15 protein-coding genes and 1 pseudogene are annotated in these 17,788 nt (G+C 71.6%); 9 read left to right on the forward strand and 7 right to left on the reverse strand.

Features of this window, described 5'->3' with window-relative positions:
• Positions 1-134: 134 nt before the first annotated feature.
• A complete protein-coding gene (locus AB0K92_RS02880; protein WP_365918789.1) occupies positions 135-983 on the reverse strand; it encodes an ABC transporter permease in 849 nt (282 codons plus the stop codon).
• Positions 980-2,047, reverse strand: coding sequence for an ATP-binding cassette domain-containing protein (locus AB0K92_RS02885; RefSeq protein WP_365918791.1), 1,068 nt, complete (start codon positions 2,045-2,047; stop codon positions 980-982). The genes AB0K92_RS02880 and AB0K92_RS02885 overlap by 4 nt, the downstream gene beginning before the upstream one ends.
• Before the next feature lie 138 nt (positions 2,048-2,185).
• On the opposite strand from AB0K92_RS02885, the gene AB0K92_RS02890 reads away from it, so the two are divergent.
• Positions 2,186-3,166 (forward strand): NAD(P)H-quinone oxidoreductase, encoded by a 981-nt coding sequence (locus tag AB0K92_RS02890; protein ID WP_365918793.1) that lies wholly within the window; start codon positions 2,186-2,188, stop codon positions 3,164-3,166.
• 16 nt (positions 3,167-3,182) lie between these two features.
• On the opposite strand, the gene AB0K92_RS02895 is transcribed toward AB0K92_RS02890, so the two are convergent.
• Entirely contained in the window at positions 3,183-3,365 is a 183-nt protein-coding gene (locus AB0K92_RS02895) for a hypothetical protein (protein WP_365918795.1), read from the reverse strand.
• Between the two features lie 682 nt (positions 3,366-4,047).
• Between AB0K92_RS02895 and AB0K92_RS02900 the strand changes: the two genes are divergently transcribed.
• Complete coding sequence (locus AB0K92_RS02900) at positions 4,048-4,593, forward strand: bacterial proteasome activator family protein (RefSeq protein WP_166000558.1); 546 nt, start codon at positions 4,048-4,050, stop codon at positions 4,591-4,593.
• Positions 4,594-4,695: 102 nt separating this feature from the next.
• Entirely contained in the window at positions 4,696-5,118 is a 423-nt protein-coding gene (locus AB0K92_RS02905) for a hypothetical protein (protein WP_365918797.1), read from the forward strand.
• A 19-nt stretch (positions 5,119-5,137) separates the two neighbouring features.
• Here AB0K92_RS02905 and AB0K92_RS02910 read toward each other — a convergent pair whose 3' ends face one another.
• Positions 5,138-6,784, reverse strand: coding sequence for a protein kinase (locus AB0K92_RS02910; protein ID WP_365918799.1), 1,647 nt, complete (start codon positions 6,782-6,784; stop codon positions 5,138-5,140).
• Positions 6,785-7,111: 327 nt separating this feature from the next.
• Here AB0K92_RS02910 and AB0K92_RS02915 point away from each other — a divergent pair, with 327 nt between their 5' ends.
• Positions 7,112-8,770, forward strand: coding sequence for a protein kinase (locus AB0K92_RS02915; RefSeq protein WP_365918801.1), 1,659 nt, complete (start codon positions 7,112-7,114; stop codon positions 8,768-8,770).
• Positions 8,771-8,893: 123 nt separating this feature from the next.
• Here AB0K92_RS02915 and AB0K92_RS02920 read toward each other — a convergent pair whose 3' ends face one another.
• Together AB0K92_RS02920 and AB0K92_RS02925 are read right to left on the reverse strand one after the other, a co-directional pair.
• Positions 8,894-9,910: a phosphotransferase gene (locus AB0K92_RS02920; RefSeq protein WP_365918803.1), complete on the reverse strand. Its 1,017-nt coding sequence runs from the start codon at positions 9,908-9,910 to the stop codon at positions 8,894-8,896.
• A 244-nt stretch (positions 9,911-10,154) separates the two neighbouring features.
• Positions 10,155-10,253, reverse strand: a pseudogene (locus AB0K92_RS02925) (DNA-binding response regulator); the annotation flags it as partial.
• Between the two features lie 323 nt (positions 10,254-10,576).
• On the opposite strand from AB0K92_RS02925, the gene pdhA reads away from it, so the two are divergent.
• The 3 genes from pdhA to AB0K92_RS02940 are packed head-to-tail and all read left to right on the forward strand — an operon-like array spanning position 10,577 to position 14,217.
• On the forward strand, positions 10,577-11,767 hold the full coding sequence (pdhA, locus tag AB0K92_RS02930) for a pyruvate dehydrogenase (acetyl-transferring) E1 component subunit alpha (protein ID WP_365918805.1): 1,191 nt from the start codon (positions 10,577-10,579) through the stop codon (positions 11,765-11,767).
• A 1-nt stretch (position 11,768) separates the two neighbouring features.
• A complete protein-coding gene (locus AB0K92_RS02935; protein ID WP_365918807.1) occupies positions 11,769-12,749 on the forward strand; it encodes an alpha-ketoacid dehydrogenase subunit beta in 981 nt (326 codons plus the stop codon).
• Positions 12,750-12,759: 10 nt separating this feature from the next.
• Positions 12,760-14,217 (forward strand): dihydrolipoamide acetyltransferase family protein, encoded by a 1,458-nt coding sequence (locus tag AB0K92_RS02940; protein ID WP_365918809.1) that lies wholly within the window; start codon positions 12,760-12,762, stop codon positions 14,215-14,217.
• Between the two features lie 150 nt (positions 14,218-14,367).
• Here AB0K92_RS02940 and AB0K92_RS02945 read toward each other — a convergent pair whose 3' ends face one another.
• The gene (locus AB0K92_RS02945; protein WP_365918812.1) at positions 14,368-15,309 is read right to left on the reverse strand and encodes a serine hydrolase; all 942 of its coding nucleotides are present in this window, start codon (positions 15,307-15,309) and stop codon (positions 14,368-14,370) included.
• A gap of 184 nt (positions 15,310-15,493) precedes the next feature.
• Here AB0K92_RS02945 and AB0K92_RS02950 point away from each other — a divergent pair, with 184 nt between their 5' ends.
• Both AB0K92_RS02950 and AB0K92_RS02955 read left to right on the forward strand, forming a co-directional pair.
• On the forward strand, positions 15,494-16,147 hold the full coding sequence (locus AB0K92_RS02950) for a GntR family transcriptional regulator (protein WP_166000573.1): 654 nt from the start codon (positions 15,494-15,496) through the stop codon (positions 16,145-16,147).
• Positions 16,144-17,445: an MFS transporter gene (locus AB0K92_RS02955; protein WP_365918814.1), complete on the forward strand. Its 1,302-nt coding sequence runs from the start codon at positions 16,144-16,146 to the stop codon at positions 17,443-17,445. Before AB0K92_RS02950 ends, AB0K92_RS02955 begins: the two co-directional genes overlap by 4 nt.
• Positions 17,446-17,788 lie beyond the last annotated feature (343 nt).

Below are 17,788 nucleotides of genomic sequence, written 5' to 3' on the forward strand. Positions count from 1 at the left end.
GGCTCGGCTTCGACGCCGGGAAACTGCTGCTGCGCATCGACTACGACGACCCGGGCTCCCTCACCACCCTGGGCCGCGCCGAGCGCCGGGCGCCGAACGCAGTGCGCCCGGCCCCGGACCCCGCCGCAGACCGGCTACTTCCGGTTGTACAACCGCATCGTGACCGGCCCGAAGACCAGCACGAACAGTGCCGCCCACCCCAGCGACCAGGCGATCTCGTCGGTCGGCCAGTCGCCCGCCATCAGACCCCGCACCGCGGACGCCAGATGGGTGACCGGGCTGTTGTTGACGAACGCCTGGAGCCAGCCCGGCATGGTGCTCGGGTCGACGAAGACGTTGGACAGGAAGGTGAGCGGGAAGATCACCATCATGCTGACGCCCATCACCGACTTCTCGGTGCGCAGCAGCAGTCCGAACATCGTCCAGATCCACGAGAACGCGAACGAGAAGACGATCAGCAGCGCGATCCCGGCGGCCACCCCGCCGATCCCGCCGTCCGGGCGGTAGCCGAGGACGATGCCGACGGTCAGCATCACCACGGACGCGATGGTGTAGCGCAGGGCGTCGCCGAGGAGGTAGCCGACCATCGTCGACGGCCGCCAGATGGGCAGCGACCGGAACCGGTCGAAGACGCCCTTCTCGATGTCCGTGTTCACCGAGACCCCGGTGTACATGGTGATCATCACGACCGACATGACGAGGATGCCCGGCAGCAGGAACTGGATGTACTCCTCCGGCGACCCGGCGAGCGCGCCACCGAACAGGTACGTGTACATCAGCACCATCATGATCGGGAACGCGGTGACGTCGAAGAGCTGCTCGGGGACGTGCTTGATCTTCAGCACGGCCCGCCAGCCGAACGTCAGCGACGCCGACCAGGCGCTGGGCCGCGGCGGGCGCTCCTTCGCCACCAGCAGCGCGGCCAGCGACTCGGCGCTGACGGGGGCGAGGTCCTTGCTCTCCGTGGTCGTCGCGGTGCTCATGCCGCCACCTCGTCCTTCTCGTCCTTCTCGTCCTTCTCGTCCTTGTCGTCCTTGTCGTCCATCTCGCCCTTGGCGCTCGCGCCGTCCGCGGTGTGGGTGTCGTGTCCGGTCAGGGCGAGGAACACCTCGTCCAGGCTGGGCTGGCCCAGCGAGAAGTTGTCGACGGTGATACCGGCGCGGGCCAGCTCGCCGAGCGCCCGCGCGGCCTGCTCGGCCGCCGTGTCGTCGCTCGCCGCCCGGCCCAGCCGGGCGGTCAGCGCCACCGGATCGTGCTCCTGCTGCACCTGCGCGTCCAGCGTGCGGCGCAGTACGTCCGCCGCGAGCGGCCGCTGCTCGGCGTCCCGCAGCCGCAGATGCACGGACCCGGCGCCGACGGACGCCTTCAGCTCGCCCTTGGTGCCCTCGGCGATCACCCGCCCGCGGTCGATGACGGCGATCCGGGACGCCAGCTGGTCGGCCTCGTCCAGATACTGCGTGGTGAGCAGCACCGTCGTGCCCTGGGCGACGACCGCGCGGACGATGTCCCACACCTGGTTGCGGCTGCGCGGGTCGAGCCCGGTGGTCGGCTCGTCGAGGAAGAGCAGGTCCGGGGTGTTCAGGATGGACGCGGCGATGTCGATGCGCCGCCGCATGCCGCCGGAGTAGTTCTTGATCTGCTTGCCGGCCGCCTCGGTCAGCCCGAACGCCTCCAGCAGCTGCGCGGCGCGCTCCCGGGCCGCCTTCTTGTTGTGCCCGAGGAGCCGGCCCAGCAGGACCAGGTTCTCGGTGCCGGTCAGATCCTCGTCGACCGAGGCGTACTGGCCGGTCAGGCTGACCCGGCCGCGGACCTCGTCGGCCGCGTGGACCACGTCGTGGCCGAAGACCCGGGCCTCGCCGCCGTCGGGGCGCAGCAGCGTGGCGAGCATCTTCACGGTGGTCGTCTTCCCGGCGCCGTTCGGACCGAGGACGCCGTAGACCGTGCCGGTGGGCACGGCGAGGTCGACGCCGTCGACGGCCCTGGTCTCGCCGAACGTCTTCACCAGGCCCGCGGTCTCGATGGCCAGGCCGGCGGTGTGCTGGCTCATATGGGGGTGTCCCTTCCGCGTACTCGGATTACGCAGGGGAAGACCTCCACCGTCGCGCAAACTCATCGCTCACGCATACGGATTCTCGCCCGCCCCCGTCCCCGCCCTGTCCCACGACCGAGGAGTAGCGTCCCCCTCATGCATGCGATCACGATTTCCGAACCCGGCGGTCCCGAGGTGCTGACCTGGGCCGAGGTCCCGGATCCGGAGCCCGGCGAGGGCGAGGTCCTGGTCGAGGTGGCGGCGAGCGCCGTCAACCGCGCCGACATCCTCCAGCGGCAGGGCCACTACGCGCCCCCGCCCGGCGCGTCCCCCTACCCCGGCCTGGAGTGCGCCGGGCGGATCGCCGCCCTCGGCACGGGCGTCGGGGGCTGGTCCGTCGGTGACGAGGTGTGCGCGCTGCTCGCGGGCGGCGGTTACGCCGAGAAGGTGGTCGTGCCCGCCGGACAGCTGCTGCCGGTGCCCGGGAAGGTGGCCCTGCACGAGGCCGCCGCGCTGCCCGAGGTGACCTGCACCGTCTGGTCGAACGTCTTCATGGTCGCCCATCTGCGGCCCGGCGAGACGCTGCTGGTGCACGGCGGGTCCAGCGGCATCGGCACGATGGCGATCCAGCTCGGCAAGGCCGTCGGGGCGAGGGTCGCGGTCACCGCGGGCACGAAGGAGAAGCTGGAGCGCTGCGCCGAGCTGGGCGCGGACATCCTGATCGACTACCGGGAGCAGGACTTCGTCGCCGAGATCAAGGAGGCCACCGGCGGCGCGGGCGCCGACGTCATCCTCGACAACATGGGTGCCAAGTACCTCGACCGCAACGTCAAGGCGCTCGCCGTCAACGGCCGGCTCGCGATCATCGGCATGCAGGGCGGCGTCAAGGGCGAGCTGAATATCGGCGCGCTGCTCGCCAAGCGCGCCGCCATCACCGCGACCTCGCTGCGCGCGCGCCCGCTCGACGAGAAGGCGGCGATCGTGGCGGCCGTACGCGAGCACGTGTGGCCGCTGCTCGACGCCGGGCACGTCCGGCCGGTCGTCGACCGCGAGGTCCCGATGCGCGAGGCGGCCACCGCGCACCGCCTGGTCGAGGAGAGCGGCCACATCGGAAAGGTGCTGCTGGTCACCGAGTGACCGCCGGGCCGGCCGCTCAGACCTGACCGCGCCGTACCCGCAGCCCGACGAAGGCGAGCCCGAGCCCCAGCCCGATCAGCACCATCCCGGACCCCAGCGGCAGGATCCGCAGCACGGGCTCGCCGCGCCGCCGCTCCGCGACGACCGCCTCCGGCGGCAGCGGCTCCGAGACCGGCTCCACCGGCTCCCGTGTCGCCACCGGAGCCGTCGTCGGCTCCACCGGCACTTCGTCCCGCCCCGGCCGCTCCCGCCCCTCGGCCGCGGGATTCCCGGCCCGACTGGGCCCGGGCGGCTCGCCGACGACCGCGGGAAGCGCGGACCCGGGGGCACTGACATAAGCCGTCGCCTCCGGCCCGCCCGCCGTCGCCTCCGGCCCGAAGGCAGGCGCGTACGTTCCGTCGCCCGCTCCCACCGAAGCGGCGACCCCGACCGTCGACACGCGATCGTCCGTCGATACGGCTCCGTCCGTCGATACGCCCCCGTCCGACGAAACGACGGCGTACGTCGCTACGGATCCGTACGACGAAACGCGCCCGTACGACGAGACGGACCCGTACGTCGAAACGCCGCCGTACGTCGATACGCCGCCGTACGACGAAACGCGCCCGTACGCCACCCCACCCGCGTGCGCCGCCCCACCCCCGTACGCCCACCCACTCACGCCCGACGCGCCCCACGGACCCGACGTAACAACCCCATACGACACACCACCCCCCGACAGGACCAGAACTCCGCCCAGTCCCGCCGCGCCCAGCGTCCGCAGCCATGCAGTCACGCAGCAAGCCTCACATCCGCGACAGATCCCGGCATTCCGGATGCCGCCGGCCGGTTGGTGCCACCGGGCAATTCAGTGCGCGTCGCGGGTGGGAGACAATGACCACATGGAGATGCCGAGGAACGAAAGGTCGCCGGAGAACTCCCAGCGGATCCTGGTCGTGGGCCAGGACGGCATGGCGCTCGGTGGCGGCGGTGGAGACGAGGACTCCCACGAGACCCCGGTGACGGACATGGTCGAGCAGCCGGCGAAGGTCATGCGGATCGGCAGCATGATCAAGCAGCTGCTGGAGGAGGTGCGGGCGGCGCCTCTGGACGAGGCCAGCCGGGTCCGGCTGAAGGAGATCCACGCCAGCTCGGTGAAGGAGCTGGAGGACGGTCTGGCTCCCGAGCTCGTCGAGGAGCTGGAACGGCTCTCCCTGCCGTTCACGGACGAAGCGACCCCCTCCGACGCGGAACTGCGCATCGCGCAGGCCCAGCTGGTGGGCTGGCTGGAAGGCCTCTTCCACGGGATCCAGACGACCCTGTTCGCCCAGCAGATGGCCGCGCGTGCCCAGCTGGAGCAGATGCGCCGCGCCCTGCCCCCGGGCGTCGTCCACGAGGGCCACGACGACCACCACACGGGAGGACGCCAGGGCGGGCCGTACCTGTAGCCGGGAAGGGCGAGCGTCACTGTTTGATCACGGTGCGCATGTCGGGAACGCACGTGATCTAGCGTGGGCGACTTCCGACTTCTGGAGGGAACCCACAAGCAGATGCGACGTTCCGTACTCGTGACGGCAGGTGCCCTCGCCTGCCTGGCCGTCCCGGCCATGGCCTCGCCGGCGGCGGCCGACACGGTCGTTGCGGACGACTGCAGCACCACGGGCGTCTACGGCACCTTCACCGCCAACATCGTGAGTTCCACCAAGATCGACCCGCTGGGCATGAGAGTGCTCGACACGGCGGCGGATGGCCACCACGTGGCCATCCGCCTCGTCACGACCGAGAACGACGGCGATGTCGTTCCGTGGAGCTGGCACCGCTACTACGGCGGCAATGGCGGCGAGGACAGCTGGTTCACGTACGCCTCGTCGTCCGCCGGCATCGCCAAGGTACGGATCCAGGCGGGTGTTTTCGAGGGCACCACCCTGCTGCGCCTGTGCTCCAGCCCCCTGAAGGACAACCCCTACAGCTGACGAGAGGCGGGCAGCCCGGTCACGACGCCGGGTTGCCCGTCGAGACGTTCAGCTGGATGACGATCTTCTCCGTCGGGTCGACGTCCGTGCCCGCGGGCGGGAACTGGCCCATGACCGTGCCGTCGCCGTAGGTGTGCTCGTCCTGGTACCGGATCTCCTTCTGCCAGCCGGCGGCCTTCAGGCACTCCTGTACCGACTTGATGTTCTTGAACTGGAAGTCGGGGATCTTGATCTTGTCCGGGTCGTTGAGCGATTCCTCGGGCTCCGTGCACTCGGTCGTCTCGATCGTCCGCGAGTAGTCCGGCCCCCGGTACCCCGGCTTCTTCGTCGTCGTGGCCGTCGGGGACGTGTCGCCGCCCTTGCTCTGGGGGTCGTCGCCGCCGTTGTTCAGGGTCAGTGCGGCGATCAGGCCGCCGACCGCGAGGACCGCGACGATCGCGGAGCCGATGATCACCGGCTTGTTGCTCCTGCCGCCGCCGCCCGAGCCCGGTGAGGCGGCGGACGGCTGCGGGGAGATGGTGTACGGCGCCGGGGTCGACGGCGACTGCCCGCCCCCGTACGGGGACGGCGTCGGGTATCCGCCGCCCTGCTGCGGATAGCCGTACGACGGCTGGGGCGCCGGCGTCGGCGTGCCGTACGGGTTCGGGGCCGGCGTCGGCTGGTACGGCGTCTGGACGCCGCTCACGGGCGCCGGGGCGGCCTGGTCGACCGGCGGGAACACCGCGGAGCCCACGCCCGCGCCGCTCTGCGTCGGCGTGCCCGGCACGATGCTCGGCGGGGCCGCCTGGAAGGAGGCCGCCACCCGCAGGCACTCGTCGCGCATGGCCACGGCCGTCGGGAAGCGCTCGTTCGGATTCTTCTTCAGCGCGCGGGCGATCAGCGCGTCCACGGCCGGCGGCAGCGAGCGGTTGATGGAGGACGCGGCGACCGGCTCCTCCTGCACGTGCGCGTACGCGATCGCCAGCGGCGAGTCCGCGTCGAACGGCAGCCGCCCGGTGACGAGCTGGAAGAGCATGATGCCGACCGAGTACAGGTCGGAGCGGGCGTCGACGCCGCGGCCGAGGGCCTGTTCCGGGGAGAGGTACTGCGGGGTGCCGACGACCATGCCGGTCTGCGTCATCGAGGTCACACCGGACTGCATGGCCCGCGCGATGCCGAAGTCCATCACCTTGACGACGTTGCGCTTCGTCACCATGACGTTGCCCGGCTTGATGTCGCGGTGGACCAGGCCCATCTCGTGGCTGATCTCCAGGGCCGCGAGCACGTCCGCGGTGACCTTGAGCGCCTTGTCGGCGGGCATCGCGCCGAACTGGCGGATGTCCTCCTCCAGTACGGACCCCAGCGGGCGGCCCTCGACGTACTCCATGACGATGTACGGCGTCGTCATGCCGTCCACGTCGTCCTCGCCGGTGTCGAAGACCGAGACGATGTTGGTGTGCGTGAGCTTCGCCACCGCCTGCGCCTCGCGGCGGAACCGCTCGCGGAACGCCTGCTCGCGGCCCAGCTCGGTGTGCAGCGTCTTGATCGCGACCTGCCGGTCGAGCACGCTGTCGTAGGCGAGGTGGACGGAGGCCATGCCGCCCTGGCCCAGCAGATCACGCAGCTGGTAGCGGCCGCCGGCGAGCGAACGCCCCGCGTACCGGCCCTGTGCGCCGTCCTGGCTCATGATCCGTATCCCCCGCTGTAGGCCTTCAGGCGCCGTTGATCGAAAGTGCTATTCCCGGCCAAGTCTGCCCCAGGGCACTGACACGTCAAGCTCGGTGCCCGTTCCGTGACCGTACGCGAAAGAAGCGTCGCGGAAGCGTTACAGCGGTCGTACGGGCGGTACACAGGATTTGCACGACCGCGCGGACGCACGGTTTCATGGCCGGTCCGTCTCGTGCCGGTCGTGGCGCCCGTCTCGGACCGGCGGCTTGCGCGAAGGCTGTAGCGTGGCCGACGGAGACCGTAACAACACCGCGCGCACCGCGGGCAGAAACGACGGCGAGGACTGATGGCACAGCAGCAGCGCGCTCAGGGCCCGTCCGACCCCGAGGCGACTGGCGGCGGGATGTCAGATGCGCCGGAACTGTGGGGTAATGGCGGACTGGTCGGGGACGGCCGATATCGGCTGACCCACCGGCTCGGCCGGGGCGGCATGGCCGAGGTGTTCGCGGCCGAGGACGTACGTCTCGGCCGCACCGTGGCGGTGAAGCTGCTGCGGGCCGACCTCGCCGAGGACCCGGTCTCCAAGGCCCGCTTCACGCGCGAGGCGCAGTCCGTGGCCGGCCTCAACCACCACGCGATCGTCGCCGTGTACGACTCCGGCGAGGACGTCGTGGGCGGCCAGTCCGTGCCGTACATCGTGATGGAGCTGGTCGAGGGCCGCACCATCCGCGATCTGCTGCACAACGCCGAGGCGCCCGGCCCCGAGCAGGCGCTGATCATCGTCTCGGGCGTCCTGGAGGCGCTGGCCTACTCGCACCAGCACGGCATCGTGCACCGCGACATCAAGCCCGCCAACGTCATCATCACGCACAACGGCGCCGTGAAGGTGATGGACTTCGGCATCGCGCGCGCCCTGCACGGGGCGTCGACGACGATGACGCAGACCGGCATGGTCATGGGCACCCCGCAGTACCTCTCCCCGGAGCAGGCGCTCGGCAAGGCCGTCGACCACCGCTCCGACCTGTACGCGACCGGCTGTCTGCTCTACGAACTGCTCGCGCTGCGCCCGCCGTTCGTCGGCGAGACCCCGCTGTCGGTGGTCTACCAGCACGTCCAGGACATCCCGACGCCGCCCTCCGAGGTCTCCGACGGCGCCCCGCCGGAGCTGGACGGCCTCGTCATGCGCTCGCTCGCCAAGGAGCCCGACGACCGCTTCCAGACCGCCGAGGAGATGCGCGGTCTGGTGCAGTACGCCCTCCAGATGCTGTACGAGCAGGGCGGCCACACGGGCACCTGGAACACCGGCCCGGTCGAGACCCACGACGGGCGGCACACCCCGGCGGCGGGCATGGCCGGTACGGCCGTGCTGCCGCACCCCGTGGACGCCTCCGGTACCACCCAGATCCCGCAGCAGATCCTGCCGAACTACGGCGGCGGCCGGGACGACGGCGGCTTCGAGGGGCACGGCAACCAGGGCAGTGGGCGCGGCAAGCTGTGGATCCTGGCCGTCCTCGCGGTGATCGCCGTGGTGGCGGGCGTCGCGCTGGCCCTCAACAACGACAAGACGAAGGAGCCCGGCACCGGCAACTCGCCGAAGCCGACGGTCACCAAGAGCACCGGCGACAAGACGCCGGAGGAGACGCCGAGCGACGACGCGTCGCAGGAGTCCCCGGACACCTCCACCGGGGACGACTCGGGCAGCGGAGGCGGCGGCTGGGGCGGCTACAACCCGACGCCGACCCCGTCGTACAGCCCCTCCCAGTCCTTCACCGACGACCCGACGGCCCCGCCGACGAACACCGCGCCGACCGGCACCGGCGGCACGGACACCGGCGGCACGGACACCGGCGGTACCGAGAACGGCGGCACCGAGAACGGTGGCACGGACACCGGCGGCACGGAGAACGGCGGCACCGAGAACGGCGGCGCGGACACCGGCGGCACGGAGAACGGCGGTACGGACGCGGGCGTGATCGGCGGCGCCGACGGGGGCGGCGGCGTCTGAGCCGCCGGCCGCGAGCCGCCGGCCGCGAGCCGGCGGTCGCGAGCCGGCGGTCGCGAGCTGTCGGCGGCCCCGCGCGGGCGTCGCTCGACGAGCCGTCCGGAGTGACCCGCGCGGGACGTCACGTCACTCCACGAACGCCCCGCACACCGCGTCGTACTCCCGCGTCCACCACACCGCCAGGGCCGAGGCGGCCGGGAACTGGGGGTCCGCGCGGGTGTCGCCGCGCTCGTAGTGCCAGCGCAGCATCCAGAAGTCGTTGAGGCGCTCCCACCACACCCGGTGCACGGCCGCCGCCAGTTCCGAGGGCGTGGCCTGGGCGGCGCGCCGGTACGCGCGCGCGTACGCCCGCACCTTCGGCAGGTGCAGGGTCCCCGCGGGCCGCACGAAGAAGATCGCGGCGGCGCGTACGGCCTCCTCCGCGCGGGGCTGGACGCCCAGCCGGTCCCAGTCGACGATCGCGGCCGGGGTGTCGCCCTGGTAGAGCACGTTGAACGGGTGGAAGTCCCCGTGCACCCAGCCCACCGAGCCACCGCGCGGGGGCCGTCGGTCCGCGTGCCGCTCCAGCAGCGCGCGCCGCTCCAGGAGCCGGTGGCGGGCGAGTTCGTCGAAGGAGTCGGCGGGCCGGTGCCGGCGCACGCGCGCGAGGAGGTCGTCGATCAGGTCGAAGGTGTCGGCGGGGTCGGCGCTCTCCACCGGGTGCGGGTGCTTCGCCGGGGGCGTGCGCCCCTTGGGCGGCATCACGCGCTCCAGGCCGGCGTGCACGGCCCCCAGCAGCGCCCCCAGCCGGGCGCACTGGCCGGTGGTGAGCTGGCCGCCGTGCCGGTGCCGGCCGTCGATCCAGGGGTGCAGGGCGTACGCGTGCCCGCCGACGACCGCGACCGTGCGCCCGTCCCGCCCGGCCAGCGGCGGGGCGACGGGCACCCCCAGGTCGGCCAGCCGCTGGGTGGCGCGGTGCCGGCGCTCGATGGCCGCGGGGTCGGCGGTGTCGGGGTCGAAGTGGTGTTTGAGGAAATAGCGGCCGCGCGTGGTGCACAGCCGGTAGCCGCGGTTCAGCAGCCCCTGGTCGACCGGCACGCAGGTGAGGGCGGATCCCGCGCCGTACTGACGGAGCAGCGCGCTCAACGGGGGCGCATGGGTCACAAGGGGTGGTACACAGGGGCGCGGCACGCGCCAGATGCTAGGGCACCCGACGGGGCCCATGAGCTGGGCGTTGTCACAGGAAGTCGCCGGCGATCGCTTTCGGTCAAGACCCGAATAAGGTGCGCAGTCCTTTATGCGGACGCGTACGGACGCGGACGCCTTGAACCGCTTGGACCTCATGCACCACTCGGTCCGGTGTTTTTTCCGCCCGCGTCCGGGCGACGTATGCCATGCCGGCGGCCGCCTCGATGTCGCCCTCGCCGAACAGCCGTTCGTGCGCCCCATGACGGGCACTCTCGTGATCGTCGCGCGGAAATACTCGGACTTTTCCGTCTTCGCGCACGCGATCAGTCTCACACAGAACTCTTCCCGTGACCTGGGTGGCCGGGATAACGTGCCCGTGTTCCGGCCCCCTGCAAGGCTGTGACCAGGGTTCCCTCCCGGCTTTTTCGATTTACTTGGATTTCCAAGCAAAATCGCAGGTCAGGAGGGGTTTCACAGAAATGTGGAGCACTGGGTAACGTGATGGTTGCAGGGCGCTCGCCGGGGCACCTGTCACGCCTGTTCCCGGCCGAGTGGCACCCACCCCGTGCCCGGTGGTCGAAACAGGTGAGCCGCACTGGCCTTACCGGCGAACCCGGGGGCCGGACCGACGGAGGAGCACACGTGACCGTGGAGAGCACTGCCGCGCGCACACCGCGACGCAGCGCCAGTACGAAGAGCACGGCCGGCAAGCGCACGACGGCGAAGAAGGGCACCGGCGCCGCCCAGGGCACCGACCCCCAGCTCGTGCAGCTGCTGACGCCCGAAGGCAAGCGCGTCAAGAACGCCGAGTACGACACCTACGTCGCCGGCATCACCCCCGAGGAGCTGCGCGGGCTGTACCGCGACATGGTGCTCACCCGCCGCTTCGACGCGGAGGCGACCTCGCTCCAGCGCCAGGGCGAGCTGGGCCTGTGGGCCTCGCTGCTCGGCCAGGAGGCCGCCCAGATCGGCTCCGGCCGGGCCCTGCGCGACGACGACTACGTCTTCCCCACCTACCGCGAGCACGGCGTCGCCTGGTGCCGCGGGGTCGACCCGACCAACCTGCTCGGCATGTTCCGCGGCGTGAACAACGGCGGCTGGGACCCGAACGGCAACAACTTCCACCTGTACACGATCGTCATCGGCTCCCAGACGCTGCACGCCACCGGCTACGCCATGGGCGTCGCCAAGGACGGCGCGGACAGCGCGGTCATCGCCTACTTCGGCGACGGTGCCTCCAGCCAGGGCGACGTGGCCGAGTCCTTCACCTTCTCCGCGGTCTACAACGCCCCGGTCGTCTTCTTCTGCCAGAACAACCAGTGGGCCATCTCCGAGCCCACCGAGAAGCAGACCCGCGTCCCGCTCTACCAGCGCGCCCAGGGCTACGGCTTCCCCGGCGTCCGCGTCGACGGCAACGACGTGCTGGCCTGCCTCGCGGTGACGAAGTGGGCCCTGGAGCGGGCCCGCGCCGGTGAGGGCCCGACCCTCGTCGAGGCGTACACCTACCGCATGGGCGCCCACACCACCTCCGACGACCCCACCCGCTACCGGGGCGACGAGGAGCGCCTGGCCTGGGAGGCCAAGGACCCGATCCTGCGCCTTCGCCGCTACCTGGAGGCCTCAAACCACGCGGACGAGGGATTCTTCGCGGAACTGGAGGCCGAGAGCGAGGCGTTGGGCAAACGAGTGCGCGAGGCGGTCCGCGCCATGCCGGACCCGGACCACTTCGCCATCTTCGAGAACGTGTACGCGGACGGGCACGCGCTCGTCGACGAGGAACGAGCCCAGTTCGCCGCCTACCAGGCGTCGTTCGCGGACGCTGAGGGGGTCTGACATGGCAGCGGAGAAGATGGCCCTGGCCAAGGCGATCAACGAGTCGCTGCGCCGCGCCCTGGAATCCGACCCCAAGGTCCTGGTCATGGGCGAGGACGTCGGCAAGCTCGGCGGTGTCTTCCGGGTCACCGACGGCCTGCAGAAGGACTTCGGCGAGAGCCGCGTCATCGACACCCCCCTCGCCGAGTCCGGCATCGTCGGCACGGCGATCGGCCTCGCCCTGCGCGGATACCGGCCGGTGGTGGAGATCCAGTTCGACGGCTTCGTCTTCCCGGCGTACGACCAGATCGTCACGCAGCTCGCGAAGATGCACGCCCGCTCGCTGGGCAAGGTCAAGCTGCCCGTCGTCGTGCGCATCCCCTACGGCGGCGGCATCGGCGCGGTCGAGCACCACTCCGAGTCCCCGGAGGCGCTGTTCGCCCACGTGGCCGGCCTGAAGATCGTCAGCCCCTCCAACGCGTCGGACGCGTACTGGATGATGCAGCAGGCCATCCAGAGCGACGACCCGGTGATCTTCTTCGAGCCCAAGCGGCGGTACTGGGACAAGGGCGAGGTCAACACCGAGGCCATCCCCGGCCCGCTGCACAGCGCCCGCGTGGTCCGCGAGGGCACCGACCTGACGCTCGCCGCCTACGGCCCGATGGTCAAGACCTGCCTGGAGGTGGCCGCCGCGGCCGCCGAGGAGGGCAAGTCCCTGGAGGTCCTCGACCTGCGCTCGGTCTCCCCGCTGGACTTCGACGCCATCCAGGCGTCGGTGGAGAAGACCCGCCGTCTGGTCGTCGTCCACGAGGCGCCGGTGTTCTTCGGCTCCGGCGCGGAGATCGCCGCCCGGATCACCGAGCGGTGCTTCTACCACCTGGAGGCCCCCGTGCTCCGGGTCGGCGGCTACCACGCGCCGTACCCGCCCGCGCGGCTGGAGGAGGAGTACCTGCCGGGCCTGGACCGGGTGCTCGACGCCGTCGACCGTGCCCTGGCGTACTGAGGAGAGGGTCGTGACGACGATGACGGAAGCGTCCGTACGCGAGTTCAAGATGCCGGACGTGGGCGAGGGCCTCACCGAGGCGGAGATCCTCAAGTGGTACGTCCAGCCGGGTGACACGGTCACCGACGGCCAGATCGTGTGCGAGGTGGAGACGGCCAAGGCCGCCGTCGAGCTGCCCATCCCGTACGACGGGGTGGTCCGCGCCCTGCACTTCCCCGAGGGAACCACGGTCGACGTGGGCACGTCGATCATCGCGGTCGAGGTCGCGGGCGCCGCCCCGGCGGCCTCGGAGCCCCAGCCGGCCCCCGCGCCCCAAGGGCTCCCCCAGGAGGAGGAGCCCGCCCCGGAGGGCCGCCAGCCCGTGCTGGTCGGGTACGGCGTGGCGGCCACGTCGACCAAGCGCCGCCCCCGCAAGGGCCCCGAGGTGCCGGTCGCGCAGGCGTCCGCGCCGCAGGCCTCCACGGTGATCCAGGCCGAGCTGAACGGCCACGGCCCGGCACCCGCGGCGGACAGACCGCGTCCCCTGGCCAAGCCCCCGGTCCGCAAGCTGGCCAAGGACCTGGGCGTGGACCTGACGACGGTCACCCCGACCGGCCCGGACGGCATCATCACGCGCGACGACGTCCACGCGGCGGCGGCCACGACACAGCCGGCCCCGCAGCAGGCGGCCCCGGCCCAGGCCCCCGCTCCCGCCCAGGAGGCGGCCACCCCGGCCGCTCCGGCCGGCGCGGCGGCCCCGGTCACCCCCGCCGCCGCCCACGACGCGGCGCGCGAGACCCGTATCCCGGTCAAGGGCGTCCGCAAGGCGACGGCCGCGGCGATGGTCGGCTCGGCGTTCACCGCGCCGCATGTCACGGAGTTCGTGACGGTCGACGTCACGCGCACCATGAAGCTGGTCGAGGAGCTGAAGCAGGACAAGGAGTTCACCGGCCTGCGGGTGAACCCGCTGCTGCTGATCGCCAAGGCCCTGCTCGTCGCGGTCCGGCGCAACCCGGACATCAACGCGTCCTGGGACGAGGCCGCCCAGGAGATCGTGGTCAAGCACTACGTGAACCTGGGCATTGCGGCGGCCACCCCGCGCGGCCTGATCGTGCCGAACATCAAGGACGCCCACGCCAAGACCCTGCCGGAGCTGGCCCAGTCGCTGGGCGAGCTGGTGAGCACGGCCCGCGAGGGCAGGACGTCCCCCGCGGCCATGCAGGGCGGCACCATCACCATCACCAACGTCGGCGTCTTCGGCGTCGACACCGGCACGCCCATCCTCAACCCCGGCGAGTCCGCGATCCTCGCGGTCGGCGCGATCAAGCCCCAGCCGTGGGTCCACAAGGGCAAGGTCAAGCCCCGCCAGGTCACCACCCTGGCCCTCTCCTTCGACCACCGCCTGGTCGACGGCGAACTGGGCTCGAAGGTGCTGGCCGACGTGGCGGCGATCCTGGAACAGCCGAAACGGTTGATCACCTGGGCGTGACCCGGTTGATCACCTGGGCGTGACACGGCCGGACAGCCGGGCGTGAGAGCAGTCCGGCGGTCACCGGCGGCCCCCGGCCGCCGGTGAGGAAGACACACAGGGCCCGCCGCGGCAGCGCGGCGGGCCCTGTGCTCGGTGCGGGTCGGTGCGTCAGTCGCGCTGGGCGCCCTGCGGGAGGGTGCGCAGCTGCATCGTGCCGGCCGAGCTGGCGCCGAAGGCGTAGTCCATCAGCTTGGCGGCGTCGGTGAAGCGGTTGGTGTCGTTGAGGAGCACCCCGACGACGGACTTGCCGTTGCGCGTCCCGGCGAAGACCAGGCACGGCCCGGCCGGGGTGTTGGTCCCGGTCTTCACACCGGTCGCGCCGCTGTAGGAGCCCAGCAGCTTGTTGGTGTTGTACCAGGTGTAGGTGCGGGTGCCGCCGCTGCTCGTCGTCGCGTACTGCACCGTCTTCTGCTTCTTCACGATGCCCGCGAAGGTGGAGTACTTCATCGCGCTGCGGGTGAGCTTCGCGAGGTCGCGCGGTGTCGTGTAGTTGGTGTTCTGCGTGGAGTTGCCGTCGAACGTGTCGAAGTGAGTGTTCGTCAGGCCCAGGTCCTTGGCCTTGGTGTTCATCTTGCTGATGAACGACTTGGTGCGCGCCGAGACCGACGTGCCGCTGCCGAAGGTGTCCGCGAGCGCCATCGCGGCGTCACAGCCGGACGGCAGCATCAGCGCGTGCAGCAGCTGGCGGACGGTCACCTTGTCGCCGGTCTTCAGGTCGGCGGTGCTCGCGCCCTTGGCGGCCACGTAGTCCCGGTACGCCTGCTTGACGGTGATCTTGCGGTCCAGGTTCAGGTTCGGCGTGCTCAGCACCACCCGAGCCGTCATGATCTTGGTGGTGCTGGCCATGGGCCGCTTGGTGTCGGCGTACTTGCTGTAGAGCGTGGAGCCCGTCGCGCTGTTGAGCATGAAGGCGCCCTTGGCGGAGACGGAAGGCGCGGTGGCGGCTTGCGCGGGCGCCGCGGTGAGGGCTCCGGTCGCGAACACGGCGCCGGCGGTGAACGTCACGGCGACGGCCTTGCGGAGACGAATGCCCTTGATGCCGGTTGTCAACTGATGTACCCCGAATGCGTCTGAATGCCCCTGGTGCGCGGCCGAGTTGGTGATTGAGGGGCAGGGGAGGCCGCATGTGTGTGACGCGCGAGGGGCGGCAAGGGTTGTACGCGATCCGGAAATTCACCCGTCCGCATGCTGGACGGCTCCGCTCATGCGTACGTGTTGTATCTATCCTGTCGGCATGACCCTGGCCGCCGTGAAGCAACCGCCCGCAGCCGACCGCGTCTACACCCACGTCAAACAGGGCGTCCTGGACCGCAGCTACGAAGGCGGGACGCTGCTCACCGAAGGCGAGCTGGCCGAGGCCGTCGGGGTCTCGCGCACCCCGGTGCGCGAGGCGCTGCTGCGGCTGGAGGCCGAGGGCCTCATCAAGCTCTACCCGAAGAAGGGCGCCCTGGTCCTGCCGGTCTCCGCGCAGGAGATCGCCGACGTCGTCGAGACCCGCCTGCTGGTCGAGGAACACGCCGCCCGCAAGGCCGTCCCCGCACCGCCCGCGCTGATCGCGCGCCTGGAGCGGCTGCTCGCCCAGCAGCAGGAGCAGGCCGCCGCCGGGGACCTGGCCGCCGTCGCGGTCACCGACCGCTGTTTCCACGCCGAGATCGTCCGCAGCGGCGGCAACGACATCCTCTCCCGCCTCTACGACCAGCTCCGCGACCGCCAGCTGCGGATGGGCGTCGCCGTGATGCACTCCCACCCCGACCGCATCGCCAAGAACCTCGACGAACACGAGGAGATCCTGGACGCGCTGCGCTCCGGCGACGCCGAGGCCGCCGTCGCGGTCGTCCACCGGCACGTCGGCTGGTTCTCGCACCTGGCGCGGGGGGAGGTCCGGTGAGCGCGCCCTCGATATCCCTGCCGGGCGATCCGCCGGGCGGGCGGCGCGCGGTCGCCGTCTGGTCGATCGGCGTCGCCGTCTACTTCGTCGCCGTCATCTTCCGCACCTCGCTGGGCGTGGCCGGTCTCGACGCCGCCGACCGCTTCCACGTGAACGCCTCGGCGCTGTCCACGTTCTCCATCCTCCAGCTGCTGGTCTACGCCGGGATGCAAATCCCCGTCGGCCTGCTGGTCGACCGGCTCGGCACGAAGAAGGTGCTGGCCATCGGCGTCGTGCTGTTCACGGCCGGACAGCTCGGCTTCGCCTTCTCGCCCTCGTACGGCATGGCGCTCGCCTCGCGCGCCCTGCTCGGCTGCGGCGACGCGATGACGTTCATCAGCGTGCTGCGGCTCGGCAACCGCTGGTTCCCGGTCCGGCGCGGACCGCTGATTGCGCAGCTCGCCGGGCTCGTCGGCATGGCGGGCAACCTGGTCTCCACGCTGGTCCTCGCCCGGCTGCTGCACGGCATCGGCTGGACGGCGGCGTTCGCGGGCAGCGCGCTCGCCGGAGTCGTCGTCCTCGTCCTGCTGCTGCTCTTCCTGAAGGACCACCCCGAGGGCCACGAGCCGGAGCCGGTCTCCCACCGGGGGGCGGCCTACGTCCGCCGGCAGATCGCCGCGTCCTGGCGGGAGCCGGGCACCCGGCTCGGACTGTGGGTGCACTTCACCACCCAGTTCCCGGCGATGGTGTTCCTGCTGCTGTGGGGGCTGCCGTTCCTGGTCGAGGCGCAGGGCCTGTCCCGCGCGGCGGCCGGTGAACTGCTGACCCTGGTCGTGTTGTCGAACATGGCGATCGGCCTGGTCTACGGCCAGATCGTCGCCCGGCACCACGGGGCGCGGCTGCCGCTGGCGCTCGGCACGGTCGGCGCCACCGCGGTGCTGTGGGCGACGACCCTGGCCTGGCCCGGTGAGCGGGCGCCGATGGGGCTGCTCGTGGTGTTGTGCGCGGTGCTCGGCGCCTGCGGGCCCGCCTCCATGATCGGCTTCGACTTCGCCCGCCCGGCGAATCCGCCGGAACGTCAGGGCACGGCGTCCGGCATCACCAACATGGGCGGTTTCATCGCCTCGATGACGACGCTGTTCGCGATCGGCGTGCTCCTGGACGCCACGGGTGACGACTACACCGTCGCCTTCTCCGCGGTCTTCGTCCTCCAGGCGCTCGGCGTCAGCCAGATCCTGCGCCTGCGCGGCCGCGCGGCCCGCCGTGAACGGGAGCGGCTGGTGGCGAGCAGAGTGGAGACGGTGCACGTGCCCGCGTGAGGCGGGGGCGGTGCCGTGCCCCGCGTAAGGCGGGGGTGGTCCAGGGCCTGCGTGAGCCGTCGGGTGGTGCGGTGCCCCGCGGGAGGCACGCGGGGTGCGGTGCCCGGGTGAGGCGGCGTTGCAGGCCCGCGTGAGCCAGTGGGCGGCGCTGTGCCCCGTGTGAGACCGGGGGCGGTGGGGTGCCCGCGTGAGACGGGCGGCTGTGCGGGGCCCGCGCGAGCCGTCGGGTGGCGTCGTGCCCCGCGTGGGACTCGGCGCGGGGTGCGGGGCCCGCTGAAACGGGGGGGCAGGGCCCGCTCAAGCCGTCGGGCGGCGCTGTGCCCCGCGTGCACCGGGGGCGATG

The organism is Streptomyces sp. NPDC052687 (assembly GCF_040678395.1).
Taxonomy (GTDB): Bacteria; Actinomycetota; Actinomycetes; order Streptomycetales; family Streptomycetaceae; genus Streptomyces.